The organism is Micromonospora sp. CNZ295 (assembly GCF_004217535.1).
The window spans coordinates 5,764,034-5,786,194 of record NZ_SHKZ01000001.1; the positions used below are offsets into that span (position 1 = coordinate 5,764,034).

The following is a 22,161-nucleotide window of genomic DNA, read 5'->3' on the forward strand; positions in this document are numbered from 1 at the left end:
TCAGCTGAGCTTGAGCTCCTGCATCGGCTCGAACGTCGTGCCCTTGATCTGGTACGACCAGATGACGACCTTGGTCGGGTCGACGTCGCCGTTGTCAGCGAACTTGATGTACTTCGACACGCCCTGCTTGTCGTACGACCGCACGTACTCCAGGATCTCGCCGCGGGTCTTCTTGCCGTCCTTGAAGGCGTCCACGAAGATCTGCGCGGCGTCGAAGCCCTCAGCACCGTAGGAACCCGGCGCCTGGCCGAACTCCTTCTGGTAGTCGGCCGAGAAGGTGCCGCCGGCCTTGTCCGCCGGGAGGCACGGGCAGGTGATGATGGCGCCCTCGGCGCCACCCGAGGCGCCCTGCGGGAACGCCGGGTCGTACAGACCGTCCGGGCCGACGAACTTCGCCTGCACGCCGGCGGCGCGCATCTGGCGGACCAGCGGAGACGCCTCACGGGTGTAGCCGCCGTAGAAGACGTAGTCGGCACCCGCCGCCTTGATCTTCGAGATGGTGGCGTCGAACTGCGACTGCCGCTCCTGGATCTTGTCGCTGCCGGCGAGCGCCGGGCCCAGGTTCTTGGTCAGCTCGGCGGTGATGCCCGCGCCGTACGCGCTGCCGTCGTCGATGAGGAACACCTTCTGGGCGTTCTGCGCCTTCATGAACGTCGCCACCGCGACCCCCTGGGTGGCGTCGTTGCCGACCACCCGGAAGAACGACTTGTTGCCCTTCTGGGTCAGGTCGGTCCGGGTCGCCGACGGGGCGACCATCGCCATGCCCGCGGCCTCGTACACCGGCATCGTCGCGTCGGTCTCACCGGAGAAGTGACCACCGATGACGCCCAGGAACGAGGTGTCACCCGCGACCTGGTTGGCGACCGGGGTCGCCTGGGCCGGGTCACCCTGCGTGTCGAACTCCTGCAGGGTGATCTTGCAGTCCGCGTTCGCGTCGTTGTGCTGCTTGATAGCCAGCTTCGCGCCGTTCAGCGACGGCAGCACCAGACCCGCGTTGTCACCGCTGAACGCGCCGAAGATAGCGATCTTGCCGCCGCAGTCGCCCGACGCGGTGTCACCGTCACCGCCAGTGTCCTGGCACCCCGCGGCGGCGACCAGCACCGCGGCGAGCGCGGCAGTACCCAGCGCCCTTGAATAGCTACGCCTCACGGCTTCTGACCTCCTCCAGAAGCAGGTCGGCGCCTGACTGCGAGGGGTGCCGACAGACCAGTCCGCGACCACCACCACCGGCAGGGACGCCCCCTGCGTTACGGCTCGTGATGGCGGAGCGTACCGACACTCACACCCGCTAGGAAGGCCCAGACGCGGGGTCTGCGAAACCGTTACGAAGACGTGCGTGATTGACCCCGAACCCGTAACAGGTCAATCCCCTGACCGGTCCTTAGACGATTGCCGTCCGGAAAGTGAGACGCCCACCCCCGCTCGGATCCCGAACTCCGGCACACTCCACGCTCAGCAGCTCAACTCAGCCGGAGCCCACCACAGACGCCCACCCCCGCCGTCATCCGTCGCCACCCACCAACGGTCACCCACCCCGACCACCGTGACGTCCTGATCGACCCCCGTCGGCACCGCGACCGGCAACGCCACCTCCCGCCACGACCCACCCCGATCCCCGGAGCACCACAACGCGTGCCCCGCCCCGTCCGACACCGCCGCCAGAAGCCCCCCACCCGTGGCGGCGAGACCCGCCACCGTCGGCACCCCCGAAGCACCCGGCACGCCGAACCCGCCGGCCGCCACCCACTCCTTCGAATCCTGCCGCCAGGCGCCGAACGACCGGCCCCGCAGCCCGACCGCCACCGGACCGCCACCGGCGAAGGCGACCCGCTGCAACTCCTCGTACTCGGTCGTGGCCGGCAGCACCGTGCGCCGCCAGGACCGCCCGTCACCGGACGTCCACACCGCCGGGTCCCGGTCGATCCGGCCCGGCGCCAGCAGCCCACCCACCGCCACCCACCCCGCCCGCCCGGCCGCCGCCGCATCGAACGCCCAGGTCACGCCCCGCGAGTCGGTCGCCAGCTCCGGAGCCCCCTCGACGATCTCGAACTCCGCCGCGTCCGGCGACACCCACGCCGCCGCACCACTGGACCGGTTACCCACGATCAGCCAACCCGCCGAGCCCCCGGCCAGCCGGGACACGTTCACCGCCTTCGGCCCGCCGTACGTCTCGAACGACGCCGCCTGCACCTCCACCAGCGTCCCGTCCGGACGCTGCCGCCAGGTGCTCACCCGCGGGTTGCCGTGCGCGCCGCCGACCTTGCCACCGACCACGGCGGCCACCCCGTCCCGGCAGCCGACCGCGAACAACACGGCCTGCCGGCCGTAGTAGGAATCCGCGACCACCGGCACCGACGACCAGGACAGCCCGTCCCCGCTGGACCAGGCGGCCGGGCGGGTCGCCCCGGACGGATCGGCCACCCCGCCGACCGCGAACCACTCGCCCCGGCACGCGACCGCGTCGCGCAGCAGCACCCGACCCGGCGAACCGGGCGGCGCCGGCAGGGTCACCGACGACCACGCCGGACGCAGCGGCTCGGGCTCCGGGTCACCGTCCACGGTGGTCCCCTGCTCGCAGCCCGCCGCGAACAGCACCACGACGGCCGCGAGCACCGTCGTCCACCGCCGCATCCGCACGCATGTGATCCTATCGATCAGGACGCGGAACGCGAGGGCCACAACGGCACCGGTGGCCCGGCTCGTGCTCAGGTGGCCGGACGCGTCACCTCACCGCCGGCGGTCTCCTGAAGGATCCGCTCGGCGACCTCCTTCATGGTCATCCGGTGGTCCATCGCCGTGCGCTGGATCCACTTGAACGCCTGCGGCTCCGTCATCCCGTACGTCGTCATCAGCGCGCCCTTGGCGCGCTCGACCGTCTTGCGCACCTCGAGCCGGTCGGTCAGCCCGGCGACCTCCGACTCGAGCGCGGCGATCTCGGAGTAGCGCGACAGCGCGATCTCCACCGCCGGGACCAGGTCGCTCTTCTGGAAGGGCTTCACCAGGTACGCCATCGCGCCCGCCGCCCGCGCCCGCTCCACCAGGTCGCGCTGGCTGAACGCGGTCAGGATGATCACCGGGGCGATCCGGGCCCCGGCGATCCGCTCGGCGGCGGCCAGCCCGTCCATGATCGGCATCTTGATGTCGAGGATGACCAGGTCGGGCTTCAGCTCCTCGGCGAGCCGGACGGCCGTCTCGCCGTCACCGGCCTCCCCGACGACCGCGTAGCCCTCCTCGGCGAGCATCTCGGCGAGGTCCAGCCGGATGAGCGCCTCGTCCTCGGCGATCAGTACCCGCCTGCGCTCGGCATCCGTCTGCGTCTCGGCCACGAGCCACTCCCACGATCGTTCCCGGCACGGCTACCACCCATGCTCTCGCATGAGCCTAGTCAGGTACAGTGAGCCACACCCTCACCAGGGTGAGGCCGGGATGATGGAATCGGCAGACATGAATGCCTCAAAAGCATTTGCCCGAAAGGGCGTGCGGGTTCGAGTCCCGCTCCCGGCACTTTTGTCATACGCCTGTTCGAAGATGCGCGTGTGCACCCACCCGAGATGCGCTCCCGCGCCCGTGCCCTGCGCACCCGTGGTCTGAACATTCACGCGGTAGCTCGCGCCCTCTCCCTGCCGTACTCGACGGTCTGGCACTGGTGCGTCGACCGGCCCGAGCCCGCGATCTTCGGCACGGCGACGCGCTGCTTCCGGTGCGCGCCGGATGTCGCCAATCTGACCGACCCCGCGGCCTACGCGTATCTATTCGGCCTGTATCTCGGCGACGGGCACCTGGTGACGACTGACCGCACACCCGTCCTCCGGATCTACTGCGCCAACGCCTGGCCCAACCTCATCGAGGCCTGCGACGCGGCGATGCGTGCGGTCCTCGCCAACAAGGTCCAGCACGTCCAGAAGCAGGGTTGCGTGGCGGTGCAGAGCACCGGAAAGCACTGGCCGTGCATGTTTCCGCAGCATGGTCCGGGCAAGAAGCACGAGCGGCCCATCGTTCTCGCCAACTGGCAGCGAGAGATCGTCGCAGTGCACGCCGGGCACTTCCTCCGTGGCCTCTTCCACTCCGACGGCACGCGGTTCACCAATCGGGTCAAGGTCCGCGGCAAGGAGTACGACTACCCCCGCTACATGTTCTCCAACCGGTCAACCGACATCATGGGCCTCTGCCAGTGGGCGCTCGACCTGCTCGGCATCGCCTGGCGAATGAACCTGCCGTGGTCGCTCTCTGTCGCGCGGCGGGAGGCGGTCGCCGCGCTCGACAGCCACGTCGGTCCCAAGTCTTGAGGATGCGCGGTAGACGCTCCGTCAGCCGACCGCCGAGAGCGCCTGTTCCAGGTCGGCGCGCAGGTCCTCCGGGTCCTCCAGGCCGACCGACAGCCGCAGCAGCCCGGCGACCGGCTTGGCCTCCCCCTGCACCGGCCGGTGGGTGAGCGACGCCGGGTGCTGGATCAGCGTGTCCACCCCGCCGAGCGAGACGGCGTGGGTGATCAGCCGGCAGGCACCGGCGACGGCGGCCGCGGCGGGCGCGCCGCCGCGTACCTCGAAGGCGAGGAGGCTGCCCGGCCCGGACATCTGGCGGCCGACGAGGCCGGCGGGGTCGTGCAGCGACGGGTGGTGGACGCGCTCCACGGCCGGGTGGTCGGCGAGCCAGGCGGCGATCTTCTCGGCGCCGGCCTGCTGGGCGCGGACCCGCAGTGGGAGGGTCTGCAGGCCGCGGTGGGCGAGGTACGCCCCGAGCGGGTGCAGGATGGCGCCGGTGAGGGCGCGGATCTGGCGGAGTCGGGTGGCCCAGTCGGCGTCGCAGGCGATGACGCCGGCGAGGACGTCGCCGTGGCCGCCGATGCTCTTGGTGGCGCTGTGCAGGACGAGGGCGGCGCCCTGCCGGGCGGGCTGCTGGAGCACGGGGGTGGCGACGGTGTTGTCGACGAGCAGCGGCGCGGGGCCGGCGGCGCGGGCGAGGGCGGCGATGTCGACGAGGTCGAGGGTGGGGTTGGCGGGGGTCTCGACGAGGACGAGGGCGGTGTCGGGGCGGACGGCGGCGGCGACCTCGTCGGGTCGGGCCCAGGTGACCTCGGTGCCGAGCAGGCCGGTGGCGAGGACGTGGTCGGTGCCGCCGTAGAGGGGGCGGATGGCGACGAGGTGGCGTTTTCCGTCGCGGGTGGCGGCGAGCAGGGCGGCGGTGAGGGCGGCCATGCCGCTGCCGAAGGCGACGGCGTCGGTGGTGTCCTCGAGGTCGGCGAGGGCGGTCTCGAAGCGGGCGACGGTGGGGTTCCAGAGCCGCTGGTAGACGGCGCCGCCGTCGGGCGGGAGGGTGCCGCCGGTGGCGAGGGTCTCGTACGCGTCGCCGCCGGTCTCGACGGAGGGCAGCGGGTTGGTGGTGGAGAGGTCGATGGGGGCGGCGTGGACGCCGAGGGCGGCGAGGTCGTCGCGGCCGGCGTGCACGGCTCGGGTGTCCACGGTCGTCATGGCGGAAGGATCGAACATACGGGAGGTGTTGGGCAACAGTTCCGAAGATGATTCGGTATTGCCTCTTGAAGGGTGAGTCGGATTCGGGAAAGGTTGGCGGCATGCCCGTTGCACCGAATGATGTGCGGCCGTACGTGAGCCTGGACGACACCGATCGCGCGATCCTGGCGGAGTTGGCCGCGGACGGCCGGCTGCCGAACAATGCCCTGGCCGAGCGGGTGGGGGTGGCGCCCTCGACCTGTCTGGCGCGGACGAGGGCGCTGCGGGAGTGCGGGGCGATCCGCGGGTTTCACGCCGAGGTGGATCCGGCGGCGGTGGGGCTGCCGCTGCAGGCGTTGGTGTCGGTGCGGTTGTCGGCGCACGACCGGGCGGTGGTGGACGCGTTCCGGGCGCGGTCGGTGCGGCTGCCGGGGGTGGTGGCGGTGTTCCACGTGGCGGGCGCGGAGGATTACGTGCTGCACGTGCGGGCGGCGTCGGCGGACGCGCTGCGCGACTTCGTGCTCGATCATCTGGCGGTGGATCCCGCGGTGCAGCACACCCAGACCGCGTTGATCTTCGAGCAGGCGCGGGGCGTGGGTTAGCGCACGTTCCGGAACAACGGGGCACGTCGCGGGGTTGGGCAGGGTTGTGATCGACGTACCGCTCTCCGTTCTTGATCTTGCTCCGGTGGCTCGTGGCGCGAACGCCGGGGAGGCCCTGCGGCACACGACCGAGTTGGCGCGGCGCACCGAGGAACTGGGGTACCACCGGTTCTGGGTGGCCGAGCACCACAACATGCCGGCGATCGCGTCGTCGGCGCCGGCGGTGCTGTTGGCGCACCTGGCGGCGCACACGGCCACGATCCGGTTGGGCTCGGGCGGGGTGATGCTGCCCAACCACGCGCCGCTGGTGGTGGCCGAGCAGTTCGGCACGCTGGAGGCGCTGCATCCCGGGCGGATCGATCTGGGTATCGGGCGGGCGCCGGGCACGGACCAGGTGACGGCGCTGGCGCTGCGCCGGACGATGGAGGGGCTGTCGGCGGAGGGGTTCCCCCGGGAGCTGGCGGACCTGATGAACTACTTCACCGGGGAGGAGCCGGGGCCGATCACGGCCACTCCGGGCCGGGGTCTGCGGCCGGAGGTCTGGCTGCTCGGGTCGAGCGGGTTCAGCGCGCAGCTGGCCGGGCTGCTGGGTCTGCCGTTCTCGTTCGCGCACCACTTCAGTGCGCAGAACACGCTGCCGGCGTTGGCGCTGTACCGGCAGAGTTTCCGGCCGTCGCGGTGGCTGGAGCGGCCGTACGCGATGGTGGCGGTCAACGCGGTGTGCGCGGAGACCGACGAGCGGGCGGAGTGGCTGGCCGGGCCGGCGGCGTTGTCGTTCCTGCGGTTGCGGGCGGGCCGTCCGGAGCCGCTGGCCACGCCGGAGGAGGCGGCCGCTTACCCGTACACGGAGCTGGAGCGGGAGTTCGTCGAGCAGCGCCGGGAGGGGCAGGCGACGGGGTCGCCGGAGACGGTCGCCCGGCAGCTCGGTGACCTGGTGGCGCGCACCGGGGCGGACGAGCTGATGCTCACCACGCTGGTGTACGACGTGGCGGACCGGGTGCGCTCGTACCAGCTGATCGCCGAGCGGGTCGCCGGTGGCCTGCACCGGAGGCCCTGAAACACGATCTTTACGCCGACGTCACCCCCGGGACGCCTGCCGCCCGTAGCTTTGGTTCCGGTGGTGGTAGGGCGTTCCCGGTCGGGACGGGTCGGGAGCGCCACGGTGTGGCGCACCGGGCCGGAGCTGGTGGATTCCTCGGCTCCGGCCCGGTGCCTCACGCTCAGCGCAGGTGGATGTCCGGCGCGGGCGGTGTGCTCATGCCGGCCCCGAGGAAGAAGCTCGGGTGCGGGGGCTGGTTGTAGGCGGTGTTCTGCCAGGCGATGGCCACGCGGTACTGCGGGTCGTGCATGAGGGTGTGCAGGCGGACGTCGGTGATCGTCGGGGTGCTGTAGACGCGCAGGGCGCGGCTGTCGCTGGTGCGCCAGACGACCTCCTCGCGCCAGTCGCCGAACAGGTCGGCGGAGAGCGCCGGGGTGGCCTTGGTGCCGTTGTTGGCGGCGACGTCGCTGCCGGTGAGCAGGCGGGTGTCGCCGCCGGTGCCGTACTTGTCGATGTGGGTGGCGTCGAGCAGTTCGCGGACGGGGTCGCCGTCCCACCAGATGAGGAAGTTCGCCGAGGAGGGCTTGCGGCCGACGTTCTGGCCGCGGGTGTTGGCGAGGCCGCTGACGGCTGACGACCAGGACTCGGCGCCGGGGCTGCCGGCCCAGATGTCGGCGGAGACGCCGCGGCCGTTGTCGCCGGAGGCCGGGGTGGACCAGATGACCTGGCCGGTGCGGGCGTCGGCGAAGTAGGAGCTGGGCTTGCTGCCGTCCTCGTTGACCTTGAAGACCTCCAGGCCGGCGCGGTTCGGGTCGAGGTCGCCGACGTGCATGGCGTCGCCGTGGCCGAGTCCGGTGGAGTGCAGCAGGCGGCCGTCGTCGTCGATGGTGGCCGCGCCGTACACGATCTCCTGGCGGCCGTCGTTGTCGACGTCGGCGACGGAGAGGTTGTGGTTGCCCTGCCCGTGGGCGGCGCTGTTGCCGGCGGCGTTGGAGTCGAAGGTCCATCGCTTGCGCAGGGTGCCGTCGCGGAAGTCCCAGGCGGCGATGACCGCGCGGGTGTAGTAGCCGCGGGCCATGATCAGGGAGGGGCGCCGGCCGTCGAGGTAGGCGGTGGCGGCGAGGAACCGGTCGACCCGGTTGCCGTAGTTGTCTCCCCAGGAGGAGACGGTGCCGCGTGGCGGGTCGTAGTTGACGGTGGACAGGGCGGCGCCGGTGCGGCCGTCGAACATGGTGAGGAACTCGGGGCCGGCGAGGACGTAGCCGCTGGAGTTGCGGTGGTCGGCCGAGGCGTTGCCGATGACCTGGCCGGTGCCGGAGCGGGTGCCGTCGGCGGTCTTCATGGCCACCTCGGCGTCGCCGTCACCGTCGTAGTCGTACACCTGGAACTGGGTGTAGTGGGCGCCGGCGCGGATGTTGCGGCCGAGGTCGACGCGCCACAGCCGGGTGCCGGTGAGGGTGTACGCGTCGACGTAGACGTTTCCGGTGTGGCCGGACTGGGAGTTGTCCTTGGCGTTCGACGGCTCCCACTTGAGGACGAACTCGTAGTCGCCGTCGCCGTCGAGGTCGCCGACGCTGGCGTCGTTGGCGGAGTAGCTGTAGGTCTCGCCGGTGGGGGTGGTGCCGCCGGGCGGGATCTGCAGGGGGACGTCGAGGTAGCCCGCCGGGAACTGGAGTGCCGGGGCCGAGGCGGCCTGTTCGGCGCCGTTGACGACGGCTCGGACGGTGTACGACGCGCCGGCGGCGGCGCCGCTGTCCAGCCAGGTGGTGGCGCCGGTGATCGGGGTCGCGTTGACCCGGGTGCCGCCGCGGTAGAGGTTGAAGGCGACGCCGCTGGTCTCGGTGCCGAGCAGGCGCCAGGACACCAGGTTGCCGGTGCCGGAGCGGACGCTGACCAGGCCGCGGTCGAGGTCCTCCAGCTGTGTCCGGCCGGCCGGTGGCGGGGTGGTCGGCGGTGGCGTGGTCGGCGGTGGCGTGGTGGGTGGCGGCGCGGTCGTGGGTGGCGGCGCGGTGGTGGCGGGCGCGCCGGTGCAGGTGGTGCCGTTGAGGGCGAACGTGGTGGGGTCGGGGTTGCTGCCGGACCAGGAGCCGGTGAAGCCGAACCCGACGCTCGCGTTGGTGGCGATCGCGCCGTTGTAGTCGACGTTGCGCACGGTGACCTGGGCGCCGGTCTGGATGACGACGCCGTTCCAGAGCTGGGTGACCTGTTGACCGGCGGCCCAGGTCCAGGTCAGCGTCCAGCCGTTGACCGGGTCGCCGAGGTTGGTCACGGTGACGTCGGCGCCGAAGCCGCCGGGCCACTGGTTGGTGACCCGGTAGTCGACCCGGCAGCCGGCGGCGGCGGCCGAGGCGGTCAGGGCGGTGAGCGCTCCGGCGGTGAGGATGGTCGCGGTGGCCGCGGCGAGCAGGGCGACGCGGCGGGTGGCGCGGGGCATGGGGCGTCCTCCGGTGGAGGTGGGTGCGGCCCGGGAACCGTCCGGCCTGCCCGGGGCCGGCGGGGACCGCGCTGGCGGCAGAGGGCCGACGCATCGACGTCGGTGAGCGTTGCTCCGCGCAGCAGTGATGCTAGGGCAAGCGCTTTCTCAGCACAATCGGCCAGATTCCCTTGCCCCGACCCCGGCATCCTTGATCCACTCGCGGGGTGGCTGCGCACATGACCCCGGAGGAGTTCCGCCAGGCCGGGCACGCGGTGGTGGACTGGCTCGCCGACTACTGGAGCACCCTGCCGGAGCGACCGATCACCTCGCCGGCCCCGCCCGGCGCGGTGTCCGCCGCGCTGCCGGCCGGCCCGCCGGAGCGGGGCGAGCCGGTCGAGGCGGTCCTCGCCGACCTGGACGCGCTGGTGACGCCGCATCTCACGCACTGGCAGCACCCCGGCTTCTTCGGCTACTTCCCCGCCAACACCTCCGGCCCGAGCGTGCTGGGCGACCTGGTCAGCGCCGGGCTCGGCGTGCAGGGGATGCTCTGGGCCACCGGCCCGGCCTGCACCGAGCTGGAGACGGCGATGCTCGACTGGCTCGCCGACCTGCTGGACCTGCCGAAGCGGTTCCGCAGCGACGGCGCCGGCGGCGGCGTCATCCAGGACTCGGCCTCCTCCGCGACCCTCGTCGCGACCCTGGTCGCGCTGCACCGGGCCGGGGGCGGCCGGTGGCGGGAGGTCGGGATCGACCGCCGCTACCGCGTGTACGCGTCCACCCAGGGCCACTCCTCGATCGAGAAGGCCGCGCGGATCGCCGGGCTGGGCGACGACGGGGTCCGGGTGGTCGAGGCCGACCCGGACACCCTCCGGATGTCCCCGGCGGCGCTGCGCGCGGCGATCGAGGCGGACCGCGCGGCCGGGATCGTGCCCGCGCTCGTGGTGGCCACCGTCGGGACCACGTCGACGACCGCGATCGACCCGCTGCCCGAGATCGGCGCGATCTGCGCCGAGTACGGGACCTTCCTGCACGTGGACGCCGCCTACGCGGGCGCCGCCGCGGTCTGCCCCGAACTGCGCTTCGGGCACACCGGCCTGGAGTACGCCGACTCGTACTGCTTCGACCCGCACAAGTGGCTGCTCACCGGGTTCGACTGCGACGCGTTCTGGGTGGCCGACCGCAGCGAACTGATCGAGGCGCTCAGCGTGCTGCCGGAATACCTGCGCAACGCCGCCACCGAGTCCGGCGCCGTCATCGACTACCGGGACTGGCAGGTGCCGCTCGGGCGCCGGTTCCGGGCGCTGAAGCTGTGGTTCGTGCTGCGCTGGTACGGGGCGGAAGGGCTGCGCGCCCACATCCGGTCCGGGGTGGCGCTCGCGGCGCGCTTCGCCGAGCGGGTCCGCGCCGACGGGCGCTTCGAACTGGCGGCGCCGTACCCGTACTCGCTGGTCTGCTTCCGGCTGCGGGCCGAGGACCCGGTCAACGAGCAGCTGCTGGCCCGGGTGAACGCCTCCGGTCGGGTGCACCTGACGCACACCCGGGTGGCGGGACGGTACACGCTGCGGCTCGCGGTGGGCTCACCGCAGACCACCGAGGCCCACGTCGACGAGGCGTGGCGGCTGCTGGCCGAGGCGGCGGGCGCTCTCCTTCCCCGGTGACCCGCACCTCGCCGGCGGGCCGGCGGGCCGGCGGGCCGGCGGGCCGGCGGGCCGGCGGGCCGGCGGGCCGGCGGGAGCATGTTTCCGGAACCAGCGATATGCCGGAGAGGCATATTCATGACGCACAGGAATATCGCTCTCTCGCGACATTGCCTGCCGGCCACAACCCGCCGTGAAGACCGCCAACGGCGGGTGGGCTAGCGGCCGGGCGCGGCTGCCGGCTCGGGTGCGGCGTCGGCAGCCGGAGCGAGCGGGTCGGCGACGTACGGGCCGCCGCCGGCCGCAGCGAGCGGGTCGGCGGGGCGCGGGTCGGCGGGGCGCGGGTCGGCGGGGCGCGGGTCGGCCGCGAGGGCGGCGACGGACCGGGCGCGGCGGGCGCGCAGCAGCGCCCGGACGGCGAACGCGAGCGCGGTGACCCAGGCGGCGGCCAGCAGCGCGTACAGGGCGGGCCGGGCAGCGCCGCCGACGTCGGTGGCGCGCATCAGCGTGCGCGCGTTGGTCAGCACGATCACGCCGCCGATCGCCGCGCCGAGCAACTGGGCGGGGACGATGCGCACCAGCCAGGCGGCCACCGGCGCGGCGATGAGGCCCCCCACCAGCAGCGCCGCCACCATCGGCAGCAGGAACCCCTCCGAGCCGAGGCCGATGAGGAACCCGACGCTGGCCGCGCCGGCGACGAGGAACTCGGCGGTGTCGACCGAGCCGATCACCTTGCGGGGCTCCATCCGGCCGCTGACCAGCAGGGCGGGCGTGGCGACCGGGCCCCAGCCCCCGCCGCCGGTGGCGTCGACGAAGCCGGCGACCAGGCCGAGCGGACCGAGGAAACGCCCCCGCAGCCGGCCGGCGCGCCGCTCGGCGCGCAGCGGCCGGGAGAAGCGCACCAACAGGTACGCCCCGAGCGTGAACAGGATGCCCGCCATCCAGGGCGCGGCGGCCTCGGTGGAGATGGCCGACAGGAACGTCGCCCCGGCGAACGCCCCGAGCGCGCCGGGCACGGCGATGCGCCCGACCACCCGCCAGTCGACGTTGCCGAACCGCCAGTGCGCCACTCCGGCGGCGAGCGTGGTGCCCATCTCGGCGAGGTGCACCGACGCCGAGGCGGCGGCCGGCGCGACGCCGACGAGCAGCAGCAGTGTCGAGGAGGTGAGCCCGTACGCCATGCCGAGGGCGCCGTCGACGAGCTGCGCGGCGAGCCCGACGAGCGCGAGGACGAGCAGCTTGCGCACCGCACCTCCCAGTTTTTGGGTATCTCCTATCGGCTTGGTCGACAATGCGGGACGGGCGGCGCCCGGTCAACCCTCTGTTCGGTCAGTGGGACGTGGGCCCGGTCCGGCGGGACGGGGGAATCAGGTCCAGGCGCGCGGGTCGGCGGCCAGTTCGGTGACGCGCGGCGGGAGCGTGCCGCCGGCCACGTCGGCGATCGTCACCAGCTCGAGGATCTGCCGCTCGCTGGCCCGCAGGGCGATCCAGACGTCCTGCAACGCCCGGGCCGCGCCGTGGTAGCCGAGTTCCTCCGGCCGCTGCCCGCGGACGTGCGCCAGCGGCCCGTCGATCACCCGGATCACCTCGGCCAGGGAGATCTCCTCCGCCGGCCGGGCCAGCCAGTACCCGCCCTCCGGACCGCGCTGGGCGTGCACGACACCGCCCCGGCGCAGCTGCAGCAGGATGCTCTCCAGGAACTTCGGCGGGATGTCCTGGGCGCGGGCGATCTGGTCCGCGGTCACCGGCCGTCCCCGCCCGGCGGTGGCTCCGCCGGTCACCGAGGCGAGCTCGGCGACCGCGCGGAGGGCGTAGTCGACCCGGGCGGAGAGGCGCATGCCGGAAAGGTTATCCGGCCGGCCGCCCCGGCCGGCTGATCACCCCTCGGCCGATCAGGCAACCCGCGACCACCGCCGGTAGGCGTCAGCCGCCGACGCGGCGCAGCAGGCCCTCCTGGACGGCGCTGGCGATGTACCGACCGTCCCGGGTGAACATGCGGCCGGTCGCCAGCCCGCGGGCCCCTGACGCCGACGGGCTCCAGCAGTCGTAGAGGAACCACTCGTCGGCGCGGAACGGCCGGTGGAACCACAGGGCGTGGTCGAGGCTCGCCCCCACCACGCCGCCGGGGCCCCACACCTCGCCGTGCACCGAGAGCACCGAGTCCAACAGGGTGAGGTCGGAGGCGTACGTCAGGGCGCACGCGTGCAGCAGCGGATCGTCGGGGAGCTTGCCGTCGAGGCGCATCCACACCCGCTGGTGCACGTCGGCCGGGCGGTCGCCCGGGCGGACCCAGCCGGGCTCGCCGACGTAGCGCACGTCGATGGGGCGCGGGACCTGCGACCAGATGCCCAGCCGCTCCGGGTACCGGGCGAGCCGGTCGCTCATCGTCGGCACCTCGTCCGGGCCGGGAACGGCCGGCGGAGCCGGCGCGTGGTGGTCCAGCCCCTCCTCCATGCGATGGAAGGACGCGGACATGAAGAAGATCGGTTGGTCGTGCTGGAGCGCCACCGAGCGGCGTACCGAGAAGGAGCGGCCGTCGCGGACGTTCTCCACCTGGTACTCGATCGGCTCGGCCGGGTCGCCGGGGCGCACGAAGTAGCCGTGCAGCGAGTGCACGAAGCGCTCCGGGTCGACCGTGCGGCCGGCGGCGACCAGGGCCTGGCCGGCGACCTGTCCCCCGTACACCCGCTGCGGCCCGACCTGCGGGCTCATCCCACGGAAGGTCATCTCGCCGGTCGAGGTGAGGTCGAGGACCTCCAGCAGCTGATCGACGGCGGCCTGGCCGACCGCGACGCCCGGCCCGCTCACTGGAGCGCCCTCGCGGACGCGGCGTCGACCAGCGACCCGAGCTGGTGGACACGCAGCGTGTTGGTCGAGCCCGGCGTGCCGGGCGGGCTGCCCGCGACGATCACGACGTACTCGCCGGGGTTGGCCCGGCCCAGGCCGAGCAGCGCCTCGTCGACCTGCCGGAACATGTCGTCGGTGTGCTCGACGAAGGGCATCAGGAAGGTATCCACCCCCCAGGAGAGGGCGAGTTGGTTACGCACCTCCGGAACCGGGGTGAACGCGAGCAGCGGCAGGTCGCAGTGCAGCCGGGACAGCCGCCGGACGGTGTCGCCGGTCTGCGAGAACGCGACCAGCGCCTTGGCGCTGATGGCCCGGGCGATCGAGGAGGCGGCGATGGTGAGCGCGCCGCCGTGCGTACGCGGATCGTGCTGGAGCCGGGGCACTCCGATCGAGCCGGACTCGGTGGTCGTGACGATCTTGGCCATGGTGCTGACCGTGAGCACCGGGTACTTCCCGACGCTGGTCTCGCCGGAGAGCATCACCGCGTCGGCGCCGTCGAGCACGGCGTTGGCGACGTCGGAGGCCTCGGCGCGGGTCGGGCGGGAATTGTCGATCATCGAGTCGAGCATCTGGGTGGCGACGATGACCGGCTTGGCGTTCTCCCGGCACAGCTGCACCGCGCGCTTCTGCACCAGGGGCACCTGGTCCAGCGGCAGCTCGACGCCCAGGTCACCGCGGGCCACCATCACGCCGTCGAACGCCAGCACGATCGCCTCGAGGTGGTCCACCGCCTCGGGCTTCTCGACCTTGGCCAGCACCGGCCGGTGCACGCCCTCCTCGGCCATGATGGCGTGCACCAGCTTGATGTCGTCGGCGGAGCGGACGAAGGAGAGCGCCACCAGGTCGACGCCGAGGCCGAGGGCGAAGCGCAGGTCCGCCGCGTCCTTCTCGGACAGCGCGGGGACGCTGACGGCCACGTTGGGCAGCGACACGCCCTTGTTGTTGGAGACCGGCCCGCCCTCGGTGACCAGGCAGCGGATGTCGTTGCCGGTGACGTCGGTGACCTCGACCGCCACCCGACCGTCGTCGATCAGCAGCCGGTCGCCGGGCTTCACCTCCTGCGGCAGCTTGCGGTAGGTGCAGGAGACGCGGTCGCGGGTGCCGAGAATGTCGTCGCTGGTGATCACGACCGAGTCGCCGGTGCGCCACTCGTGCGGGCCGTCGGCGAACCGGCCCAGCCGGATCTTGGGCCCCTGCAGGTCGGCCAGCACCGCGACGGGCCGCCCGGCCGCGGCGGCCGCCTCCCGCACCAGCCGGTAGACGGCCTCGTGGTCCTCGTGGCTGCCGTGGCTGAAGTTGAGCCTCGCCACGTTCATCCCGGCCTCGACGAGCCCCCGGATGCGTTCGGGCGAGGACGTGGCAGGGCCAAGTGTGCAGACGATCTTCGCGCGGCGTGTCACGCCCATCAGGCTAGTCTCTCCTCCGGGCCGGAACACGGGCCGACCCCTGTCGCACTGCGAACATGGTTCTCCGACGACGCGCGGCTGCGCGACCGGCGGTGACACCTGCCGGGGACGTCGTTGGGGGCGGGCATCGGCGACCGCGCGCCCGGAATCGTACCGTCCGCCGCCGGGCGTGCCGGAAGGCCCACGTGAACGGTATCCGCACGGTCGACGAAGGTCGCTGGACCAGCGCTCAACTCTGGGTCTTGGCGAGCGGGAACTCCAGCGAGCCCGCCGGGCAGTAGAAGCTCATCACGTCGACCTTGTAGAGACCGGCCTGCACGGCCGGGTCGGCCTCCATCACGCTGCGGACGTCGTCGACCGAACCGGTGCGCGCCAGGCCGAACCCGAGCGGCGGGTCCGGCTCCCGGGCCGGCCCGTCGACCGCCCCGGCGACCAGGATGATGCCCCGCCGCTGCAGGGCCCGCATGTGGGCGAGGTGCTCGGCCTGGAGCCGCTGCACGGTCTCCGCCGGCAGCGCCCGGCCGGACGCACCGGGGTAGAGCACGATGCACTCGTACGTGTCGAGCGCGAAGTCGACCTCCGGCGTCCCCGTCATGGCGCTCTCCTCCCGCCGGTCGCCCGGTGGCGGGTCGGCGCCGACCGGCACCGGCACAGCGTCCCACGAGCCGGCGCCCGGCACGGCCAACTTCGTCGGCAACGCCGCGGCGGCGGCCGGGCGGATCCGGGGCGCCGGCGCGATGCCGGAGCGGCCGGTGCACCGGCGGGGCGGCCGGCGCGCCGACCGCCCCGCCGGGTGCCCGCGCCTACAGCGCGAAGCAGTTCGGCCGGATCGCCGCGTCACGCAGCGCCTGCCGGATCACCGTGTAGGTGGTGCCGTCCAGCGCCAGCCCGAGGTGCCCGACCAGGCGCAGCGGGCACCACGACTGGATCAGCACGTTGGTCGCCCCGTCCGCGAGGGCCGCGTTGCCGACCGGCCGGACCAGTTCGTCCTGCCAGGTACGGACGGTGGCGTACCGGACGGCGCCGGGGGTGTCGTCGCCGGCGTTGAGATCGGCGAGGAACGCCGAGCCGATGCTCATCTGCTGGCAGGAGACGACGCCGGCGCAGTTGCCGAGCCCGAGGAAGGCGAGGATGTTCGCCACGTACGTCCCGTACTGCGGGGTGCCGAGGCTCACGTACCGGCCGACGGCTCCGGTGCCGCCGAGCCGCTTGAGGTAGTAGCGGGCCGCCAGGCCGCCCTGGGAGTGCCCGACGAGGTCCACCTTCGCCGCGCCGGTGCGGGCGCGGACCCGGTCGACGTAGCCGGCGAGGGCGCGGGCCGAGGTGGGGATGTCGCCGAAGCCGAGCCCCGGCAGTTCGTAGATGAAGGGACGGAAGCCGTCGGCGCGCAGTCGCGCGGCGAGCGGCTCGTAGACGGCGGCGAAGCCGCTCAGGCCGCCGATGATGATCACTGGGTTGGCGGCGGCGAGGGTGGCCCGGTCGGCCCTCGCCGGGTCCCCGGCCAAGGTGCCGGCGGATGCGGTGCCGGCGGTGGCGGGTGCGGTGGCGGTGTGGGCGGGTGCCGCCGCGGCGCCGACGCTCGGGGTGAGGAGCGTGGCGGCGAAGGCGACGGCGAGCACGACGGCGGTCTTTCGGAGCAGCATGGCTGCACCTCCGTTGCGGTGGTGGGTGCATGTCCGATCGACCGGTGCGAACGATGATGCGGCTAACAATTCAGGAACGTCAATGGTCAGTTACCCTGCGGTAACCCGTTGTTCCAGCAGAGGCGCATTCCGGCAATCCGGATGCCGCAACTTCCACTGAGGAGAGTCGGAACCCGTTGCGCCGCAATGCTCCCGGCGCGGCCCCCCGCCCGGTCGTACCCCGATGGCATGCTGTGGGCCGTGACCTCACCTCGGGACGAGCGGCTGCGGGTGATGCCCTGGTGGCTGGCGCTGGTCGGGCTGCTGCTCGCCATCGCCCTCGGGTGGTGGGTGCTGGCCTGGCTGCTCGGCGAGGCCGACCGCGCCACCCAGCCGGACACCCGGGCCACCCTGCGCGTCGACGCGATCCGCACCGGCCTGACCGTCGTCGCCGGCACCGGCGGCGGCCTGGCCCTGCTGCTCGCCGCCCGCCGGCAGTGGATCAACGAACGCGCGCAGCGCCACCAGGAGGCCGTCGCCGCCGCCGACCAGGCGCACAACGAACGCGTCCAGGCCCACGCCGAGACCATCGCCGAGGCCGCGCAGCACCATCAGGACCGGCAGGCCGCGACCGCCGAACACGACGCCGCCGAGCGCCGGCTCACCGAGCTGTACACGCGGGCGGTCGAGCTGCTGGGCAGCGACAACGCCGCCGTCCGGCTCGGCGGGCTGTACGCGCTGGAGCGCCTCGGTCAGGACAACCCGGGGCAGCGCCCGACCATCGTGGCCGTGCTCTGCGCGTACCTTCGGATGCCGCCGGCCGACGACGCGCGCGAGACGGAGGTACGCCGCACCGCGCAGCGGCTGCTGACCCGGCACCTGCGCGCGGGCGACGACCGGTTCTGGCCCGGGGTCGGGCTGGACCTGACCGGCGCCCGCCTGGACGGCTTCGACGCCGGCGGGTGCACGCTGACCGACGCGGATCTGACCGGCGCCGTCTGCACCGGCACCACCCGCTTCACCGGGGCGCAGGTGCACGGCCGGCTGGCGCTCGCGGCGACGTTCGAGGAGCTGGTCCTCGACGAGGTCACCGGCGACGCGGAGATCACGCTCGACGGGGCGAGCGTCGAGCGGGCCAGCTTCGACCGCGCCGACCTCGGCGGCCCGCTGTCCGGCCGGCGCGCCAGCTTCGGCCAGGTGACGTTCCGGGGTACGACGTTCCACCGGTCGGCGACGTTCGACGCTGCCCGGTTCGCCGGGAGCGCCACGTTCCGGGAGGCGGTCTTCCGCGGCGGGCTCTCGATGGAGCACGCCGTGTTCGGCGGCTACGCGGGCTTCCGCCAGGCCCGCTTCGCCGACCTGGCGCTGTTCCGGTTCACGGAGTTCACCGGCGAGACGTGGTTCGAGCAGGCCCGCTTCGAGAGCAAGGCCAGCTTCGGCCGGGCCCGCTTCGGCGGCCCGGTCCGGTTCGACGCGGCGACGTTCGCCCGGCGGCCCAACTTCGACCAGGCCCGCGCGGGCGCGGCGCACGCGCACGCCTGGCCGGAGAAGACGCAGATCAGCCGGGCCGACGACGACTGGCTGCTGCTGACCGACCCGTGACCGGCCGTCGACCGACCTACTCCTTTGCTACAAGCACGGGAGGAACGTCCAAGCGCCGGCTAGCGAGCTCCAAGCCGCGCTCCTTGGCGACTGTCTTGTCGGTGAACCCGGCACACCACTTCCAACCGAGGTGCGACAGCTCGTTCGCTCCGGCGTTAAGCACAACGTCCGCGTAGCTGTCGATAACCTCAACCACCACTTGATCAGCGTGCTTGTGGACAGCCGTCGTCGGGCGTCTGGTAGGCCGCGTACTCGCGGAGGGTCTGCTTGCCGAGGTTGTTGCGGTCGACCAGGAACAGGATCCGCCGCGCCCGCGCGTGCTTGAGCAGCCGGTAGCTGGCCGTCACCGCCGTGTAGGTCTTGCCGGCGCCGGTCGCCATCTGGATCAGCGACCGGGGTCGGTCCTCGGCCAGCGACCGCTCCAGGCCGTCGATCGCGTCGATCTGCGCGGGCCGCAGGCCGAGCCGGTCCAGCGCCGGCATCCGGCGCAGCCGGGCGCGCAGCGTCGGCGCGGCCGGGTCGTCGTCCGCCTCCCGCATCCACCGCGCGAGGGTCTCCGGCCGGTGGAAGGCAGAAACCTCACGGGTACGCGGGTACGGGTCGAGCCGGTTGACGAAGGCGGTCTCGGTGCCGGTGGCGACGTACCCGAACGGCAGTGGCGCGTCCCGTCGCCACGCGGCGAGCTTCTGCGCGGCGGTCAGGCCCTTGAGATAGCGGTCGAGCTGCGCCTCCACCCCGCGCGGCGCGGTGCCCTCCCGCTTGGCCTCGATCACGCCGACCAGCCGCTGCTCGACGTAGAGCAGGTAGTCGGCCCGGCCGGTCGCCAGGGTCACCTCGCGGACCGCGACGCCGGTGCCCGCGTACAGGTTGAGCTGGCTCTCGTCCTGGACCAGCCAGCCGGCGGCGGCGAGCTGCCGGTCGATCTCGGCCCGGGTCTGCAACTCGTTGAGCGGCTCCCGGGATGCGCGCCGGGCGCGGGCGATGAACTCCTCCCGCTTCGCCGCGGAGATCTTCGGTGCCTTGGCGCTCTCGAACTCCTGCTGTGCCACCTCGGCTGCCGGTGTCAGGCTCGCCACCAGGGACGCCGCCTCCCCGCGCCGGGCGTCGGCGGCCAGGATGGCCCGTTCCGCGGCGAGGGTCGCCTCGTCGCGCGCCTGGGCCAGCGACGGCTTGTCCTCCAGCAGCAGCTTGGTGTCGGCCAACTGTTGCTTGTAGCGGGCGATCTCGGCTTGCAGTCCCTCGACGACAGTGGCGGGCACCTGCGCGGGCGGCGGGGTCGGCGGCACGAACCCGATGGGCGCGCGGTCCCCGGTCAGGAGCCGGTGGAACCACAGCCCCAGTTCAAAGCAGGTGTGCAGCAGCTCCAGCGCGGTACGCAGCTCGTCGAGGTGGTCGTGGACGGCCTTGTTCCCGACACTGCGCAGGCGCTCGAACGCGGTGAAGACGTGCGGGACCAGTGCGCCGGCGGCGTTGAGCGCCTGCACCTGGTGCACGAACCTGCCGCTGGTCGGCTTGGCGTTGGTCCGACGTACGACGTCCTTGGCGAGCACCTCGCCGAAGGTCCGCATCTTGACCATCGCCGCCTGGGCATCGACATAGACCAGCGCCTCCGCGCCCGCACCGTAGAAGACCAGCAGCGGATGGTCGAGCGGTGAGCCGCGGCATCCTCGACACCAGCGTTCTCATCGCCAATGACGTAACCCCGATTCCAGGAGAACTGGCCATCAGCGTCGCCAGCCTCGCCGAGCTCCAGTTCGGTGTCCTGATCGCGAAGACCGCCGAGGCGAGGGCGCTCCGGTTGGCGCGGCTGAGCGCCATCCAACGCCGATTCGATCCGCTGCCCATCGACGACGCCATCGCCGACAGCTACGCACGACTGGCCGCCCGCGTCGTCGAGACCGGCCGCCAGCCGCGAGCCCGGGTGATGGACCTACTCATCGCCGCTACCGCCCATGCCCACGACGCCGCCGTTTACACCCGCAACGCCGACGACCTCGCAGGACTCGAAGACCTCATCACGATCCGCACCATCTGACGTGATCAGTTAATCCGGATCCGGCAGCCGCACTCCGCCGGCGATCGGCAGCAGTTCCGCCGAGTCGACCAGCTCGGAATCGATCACGACGTTGACGGCGACGCCGGGCTCGGCAAGCCAGAACGCCTGCGTGCCGTCGAGCAGGCCGGCGCTCTCGCCGTGGGTGAACTCGGTCAGCGACCAATCGGCCGGATCGCGCTCGTGATACTCGGCGAGGAAGTCCCGCAGCGCGTCGAGGTCGGTCAGCCGCTCACCCCGCAGCACATGGATCCGCAGGTCCACCCGGTAGCCCTCGGGCACCTGCCGCTCCCATACCCGGGTGGCGAAGCTGACGTCCTCCCACTCGCTGGCGAAGTCCGACACCTCCTCGCCGACCTCGGCCGGCACATGCTCGATGTGGAACCCGTCCAGATCCCCGCCGTCGCGCGCCGCATCGCTCATCCCGCCGCCTCGATAGCCGCCTCCACCTTGTCCAGATAGTTGAACCACCACTCGCCTTCGCCCTTCGGCCGGAGCGCTAGGGCGTGTCTCCTGGATCTTGGGTGCAGATTCGGCTATCCACGTCTGTCGTGAGTGGGCGGTTTGAGCTGAGCGAGGTCGAGTACGCGCGGATCGCGCCGTTGCTGCCGGCGATGACACCGCAGCGTGGCGGGCGATGGCGTGATCACCGGCAGGTGATCAACGGGATCGTGTTCCGAGTGCGTACCGGGGTGCCGTGGCGGGACGTTCCGGCACGGTACGGGCCGTGGAAGACGCTGTACAAGCGGTTCGTCCGCTGGCAGGAGGACGGGACCTGGGCGCGGATCGAGGCGATGCTGCACACCGAGGCGGACGCTGCCGGGGACCTGGACTGGCACGGCAACGCCGATTCCACGATCGTGCGGGCCCACCAGCACGCCGCCGGCGCGCGTAAAGGGGGCTGAACAGCAGTGACGCAGCGCGACGGGAAGGGCTCGGCAAGTCGCGCGGCGGGTGGACCACGAAGATCCACACGATCGGGGACGGGCGGGGCCGGAACCTGACCAGCCACCTGACCCCAGGCCAGGACCACGACACCCGCCAGCTGGTGCGGCTGCTCGACGACGTGGCCGTGGCCCGCCCCGGCCGGATCGGCCGCCCACGCAAACGCCTCGATTCCCTCTCCGCGGACAAGGCCTACAGCTCGCGCGGCAACCGCCGATCGCTGCGGGCCCGGCGCATCCCGCACGACATCCCCGAGAAAGACGACCAGAAGGCCAACCGCGCCAGGAAAGGGTCACGCGGGGGTCGTCCGCCCTCGTTCCGCCCGCAGCGTTACCGGCAGCGCAACACCATCGAACGGCTGATGAACCGGCGCAAGCAGTTCCGCGCCGTGGCCACCAGGTACGACAAGCTCGCCTGCCGCTACCGCGCCACCGTGCAGATCGCCGACATCCTCATCTGGCTACGCGCGAAACCAGACCGCCCCAAACCATGATCCAGGAGACACGGCCTAGGAGGCTTGCTGCGACAACGAACGCCAGGACACG

Annotated in this window: 19 protein-coding genes, 1 tRNA gene and 1 pseudogene; 8 read left to right on the forward strand and 13 right to left on the reverse strand. The window is 72.6% G+C overall.

Going from position 1 to position 22,161, the window contains the following annotated elements; genetic code table 11:
* The 3 genes from EV376_RS26805 to EV376_RS26815 all read right to left on the reverse strand — a co-directional run bounded on the left by EV376_RS26805 (position 1) and on the right by EV376_RS26815 (position 3,326).
* Entirely contained in the window at positions 1–1,149 is a 1,149-nt protein-coding gene (locus tag EV376_RS26805) for a branched-chain amino acid ABC transporter substrate-binding protein (RefSeq protein ID WP_130327718.1), read from the reverse strand.
* A gap of 303 nt (positions 1,150–1,452) precedes the next feature.
* Positions 1,453–2,631 (reverse strand): hypothetical protein, encoded by a 1,179-nt coding sequence (locus EV376_RS26810; protein ID WP_486482939.1) that lies wholly within the window; start codon positions 2,629–2,631, stop codon positions 1,453–1,455.
* A gap of 74 nt (positions 2,632–2,705) precedes the next feature.
* On the reverse strand, positions 2,706–3,326 hold the full coding sequence (locus EV376_RS26815; RefSeq protein ID WP_130327722.1) for a response regulator: 621 nt from the start codon (positions 3,324–3,326) through the stop codon (positions 2,706–2,708).
* A 94-nt stretch (positions 3,327–3,420) separates the two neighbouring features.
* On the opposite strand from EV376_RS26815, the gene EV376_RS26820 reads away from it, so the two are divergent.
* Positions 3,421–3,504: transfer RNA gene (locus EV376_RS26820), tRNA-Leu, on the forward strand.
* A gap of 47 nt (positions 3,505–3,551) precedes the next feature.
* On the forward strand, positions 3,552–4,286 hold the full coding sequence (locus EV376_RS26825) for a transcriptional regulator (RefSeq protein ID WP_165438125.1): 735 nt from the start codon (positions 3,552–3,554) through the stop codon (positions 4,284–4,286).
* A 21-nt stretch (positions 4,287–4,307) separates the two neighbouring features.
* Here EV376_RS26825 and EV376_RS26830 read toward each other — a convergent pair whose 3' ends face one another.
* A complete protein-coding gene (locus EV376_RS26830; protein WP_130327726.1) occupies positions 4,308–5,486 on the reverse strand; it encodes a PLP-dependent transferase in 1,179 nt (392 codons plus the stop codon).
* An 83-nt stretch (positions 5,487–5,569) separates the two neighbouring features.
* Between EV376_RS26830 and EV376_RS26835 the strand changes: the two genes are divergently transcribed.
* The gene (locus EV376_RS26835; RefSeq protein ID WP_130327728.1) at positions 5,570–6,049 is read left to right on the forward strand and encodes an Lrp/AsnC family transcriptional regulator; all 480 of its coding nucleotides are present in this window, start codon (positions 5,570–5,572) and stop codon (positions 6,047–6,049) included.
* 46 nt (positions 6,050–6,095) lie between these two features.
* Positions 6,096–7,106, forward strand: a complete 1,011-nt coding sequence (locus EV376_RS26840) for an LLM class flavin-dependent oxidoreductase (protein ID WP_486482816.1) — start codon at positions 6,096–6,098, stop codon at positions 7,104–7,106.
* Between the two features lie 163 nt (positions 7,107–7,269).
* Here the strand turns inward: EV376_RS26840 and EV376_RS26845 are convergent, their stop codons facing one another.
* A complete protein-coding gene (locus EV376_RS26845; protein WP_130327731.1) occupies positions 7,270–9,522 on the reverse strand; it encodes a rhamnogalacturonan lyase family protein in 2,253 nt (750 codons plus the stop codon).
* Between the two features lie 206 nt (positions 9,523–9,728).
* Between EV376_RS26845 and EV376_RS26850 the strand changes: the two genes are divergently transcribed.
* Positions 9,729–11,162 carry a pyridoxal-dependent decarboxylase gene (locus EV376_RS26850; RefSeq protein ID WP_486482817.1) on the forward strand — a complete coding sequence of 478 codons (1,434 nt, stop codon included), beginning with the start codon at positions 9,729–9,731 and terminating at the stop codon, positions 11,160–11,162.
* Positions 11,163–11,359: 197 nt separating this feature from the next.
* Here EV376_RS26850 and EV376_RS26855 read toward each other — a convergent pair whose 3' ends face one another.
* The 6 genes from EV376_RS26855 to EV376_RS26880 form a co-directional block, all read right to left on the reverse strand.
* Positions 11,360–12,388: a sulfite exporter TauE/SafE family protein gene (locus tag EV376_RS26855; RefSeq protein WP_130327733.1), complete on the reverse strand. Its 1,029-nt coding sequence runs from the start codon at positions 12,386–12,388 to the stop codon at positions 11,360–11,362.
* Positions 12,389–12,508: 120 nt separating this feature from the next.
* Positions 12,509–12,979: an RrF2 family transcriptional regulator gene (locus EV376_RS26860; RefSeq protein WP_130327735.1), complete on the reverse strand. Its 471-nt coding sequence runs from the start codon at positions 12,977–12,979 to the stop codon at positions 12,509–12,511.
* An 85-nt stretch (positions 12,980–13,064) separates the two neighbouring features.
* A complete protein-coding gene (locus tag EV376_RS26865) occupies positions 13,065–13,949 on the reverse strand; it encodes an acyl-CoA thioesterase (protein ID WP_130327737.1) in 885 nt (294 codons plus the stop codon).
* Positions 13,946–15,394: a pyruvate kinase gene (gene pyk / locus EV376_RS26870; RefSeq protein ID WP_130327739.1), complete on the reverse strand. Its 1,449-nt coding sequence runs from the start codon at positions 15,392–15,394 to the stop codon at positions 13,946–13,948. Before pyk ends, EV376_RS26865 begins: the two co-directional genes overlap by 4 nt.
* 229 nt (positions 15,395–15,623) lie before the next feature.
* Positions 15,624–15,989 (reverse strand): YciI family protein, encoded by a 366-nt coding sequence (locus tag EV376_RS26875; RefSeq protein ID WP_130327741.1) that lies wholly within the window; start codon positions 15,987–15,989, stop codon positions 15,624–15,626.
* A gap of 208 nt (positions 15,990–16,197) precedes the next feature.
* The gene (locus EV376_RS26880; protein ID WP_130327743.1) at positions 16,198–17,037 is read right to left on the reverse strand and encodes an alpha/beta fold hydrolase; all 840 of its coding nucleotides are present in this window, start codon (positions 17,035–17,037) and stop codon (positions 16,198–16,200) included.
* Between the two features lie 240 nt (positions 17,038–17,277).
* Here EV376_RS26880 and EV376_RS30375 point away from each other — a divergent pair, with 240 nt between their 5' ends.
* On the forward strand, positions 17,278–18,618 hold the full coding sequence (locus EV376_RS30375; RefSeq protein ID WP_165438126.1) for a pentapeptide repeat-containing protein: 1,341 nt from the start codon (positions 17,278–17,280) through the stop codon (positions 18,616–18,618).
* Positions 18,619–18,821: 203 nt separating this feature from the next.
* Here EV376_RS30375 and EV376_RS26890 read toward each other — a convergent pair whose 3' ends face one another.
* Positions 18,822–20,255 (reverse strand): DEAD/DEAH box helicase family protein, encoded by a 1,434-nt coding sequence (locus EV376_RS26890; protein WP_486482940.1) that lies wholly within the window; start codon positions 20,253–20,255, stop codon positions 18,822–18,824.
* A gap of 14 nt (positions 20,256–20,269) precedes the next feature.
* On the opposite strand from EV376_RS26890, the gene EV376_RS26895 reads away from it, so the two are divergent.
* Positions 20,270–20,653, forward strand: a complete 384-nt coding sequence (locus EV376_RS26895; protein WP_130327747.1) for a PIN domain-containing protein — start codon at positions 20,270–20,272, stop codon at positions 20,651–20,653.
* A gap of 9 nt (positions 20,654–20,662) precedes the next feature.
* On the opposite strand, the gene EV376_RS26900 is transcribed toward EV376_RS26895, so the two are convergent.
* A complete protein-coding gene (locus EV376_RS26900) occupies positions 20,663–21,094 on the reverse strand; it encodes a hypothetical protein (protein WP_130327749.1) in 432 nt (143 codons plus the stop codon).
* 191 nt (positions 21,095–21,285) lie between these two features.
* Between EV376_RS26900 and EV376_RS26905 the strand changes: the two are divergent.
* Positions 21,286–22,109, forward strand: a pseudogene (locus EV376_RS26905) (IS5 family transposase).
* The last annotated feature ends 52 nt before the right edge of the window (positions 22,110–22,161 follow it).

Excerpts from the sequence above, each read along its gene's own strand:
- EV376_RS26810 (WP_486482939.1), bottom strand. The coding sequence starts at position 2,631 with ATGCGGCGGTGGACGACGGTGCTCGCGGCCGTCGTGGTGCTGTTCGCG.
- EV376_RS26825 (WP_165438125.1), top strand. The coding sequence starts at position 3,552 with ATGCGCTCCCGCGCCCGTGCCCTGCGCACCCGTGGTCTGAACATTCAC.
- EV376_RS26830 (WP_130327726.1), bottom strand. The coding sequence starts at position 5,486 with ATGTTCGATCCTTCCGCCATGACGACCGTGGACACCCGAGCCGTGCAC.
- EV376_RS26835 (WP_130327728.1), top strand. The coding sequence starts at position 5,570 with ATGCCCGTTGCACCGAATGATGTGCGGCCGTACGTGAGCCTGGACGAC.
- EV376_RS26845 (WP_130327731.1), bottom strand. The coding sequence starts at position 9,522 with ATGCCCCGCGCCACCCGCCGCGTCGCCCTGCTCGCCGCGGCCACCGCG.
- EV376_RS26860 (WP_130327735.1), bottom strand. The coding sequence starts at position 12,979 with ATGCGCCTCTCCGCCCGGGTCGACTACGCCCTCCGCGCGGTCGCCGAG.
- pyk (WP_130327739.1), bottom strand. The coding sequence starts at position 15,394 with ATGGGCGTGACACGCCGCGCGAAGATCGTCTGCACACTTGGCCCTGCC.
- EV376_RS26875 (WP_130327741.1), bottom strand. The coding sequence starts at position 15,989 with ATGACGGGGACGCCGGAGGTCGACTTCGCGCTCGACACGTACGAGTGC.
- EV376_RS26880 (WP_130327743.1), bottom strand. The coding sequence starts at position 17,037 with ATGCTGCTCCGAAAGACCGCCGTCGTGCTCGCCGTCGCCTTCGCCGCC.
- EV376_RS26900 (WP_130327749.1), bottom strand. The coding sequence starts at position 21,094 with ATGAGCGATGCGGCGCGCGACGGCGGGGATCTGGACGGGTTCCACATC.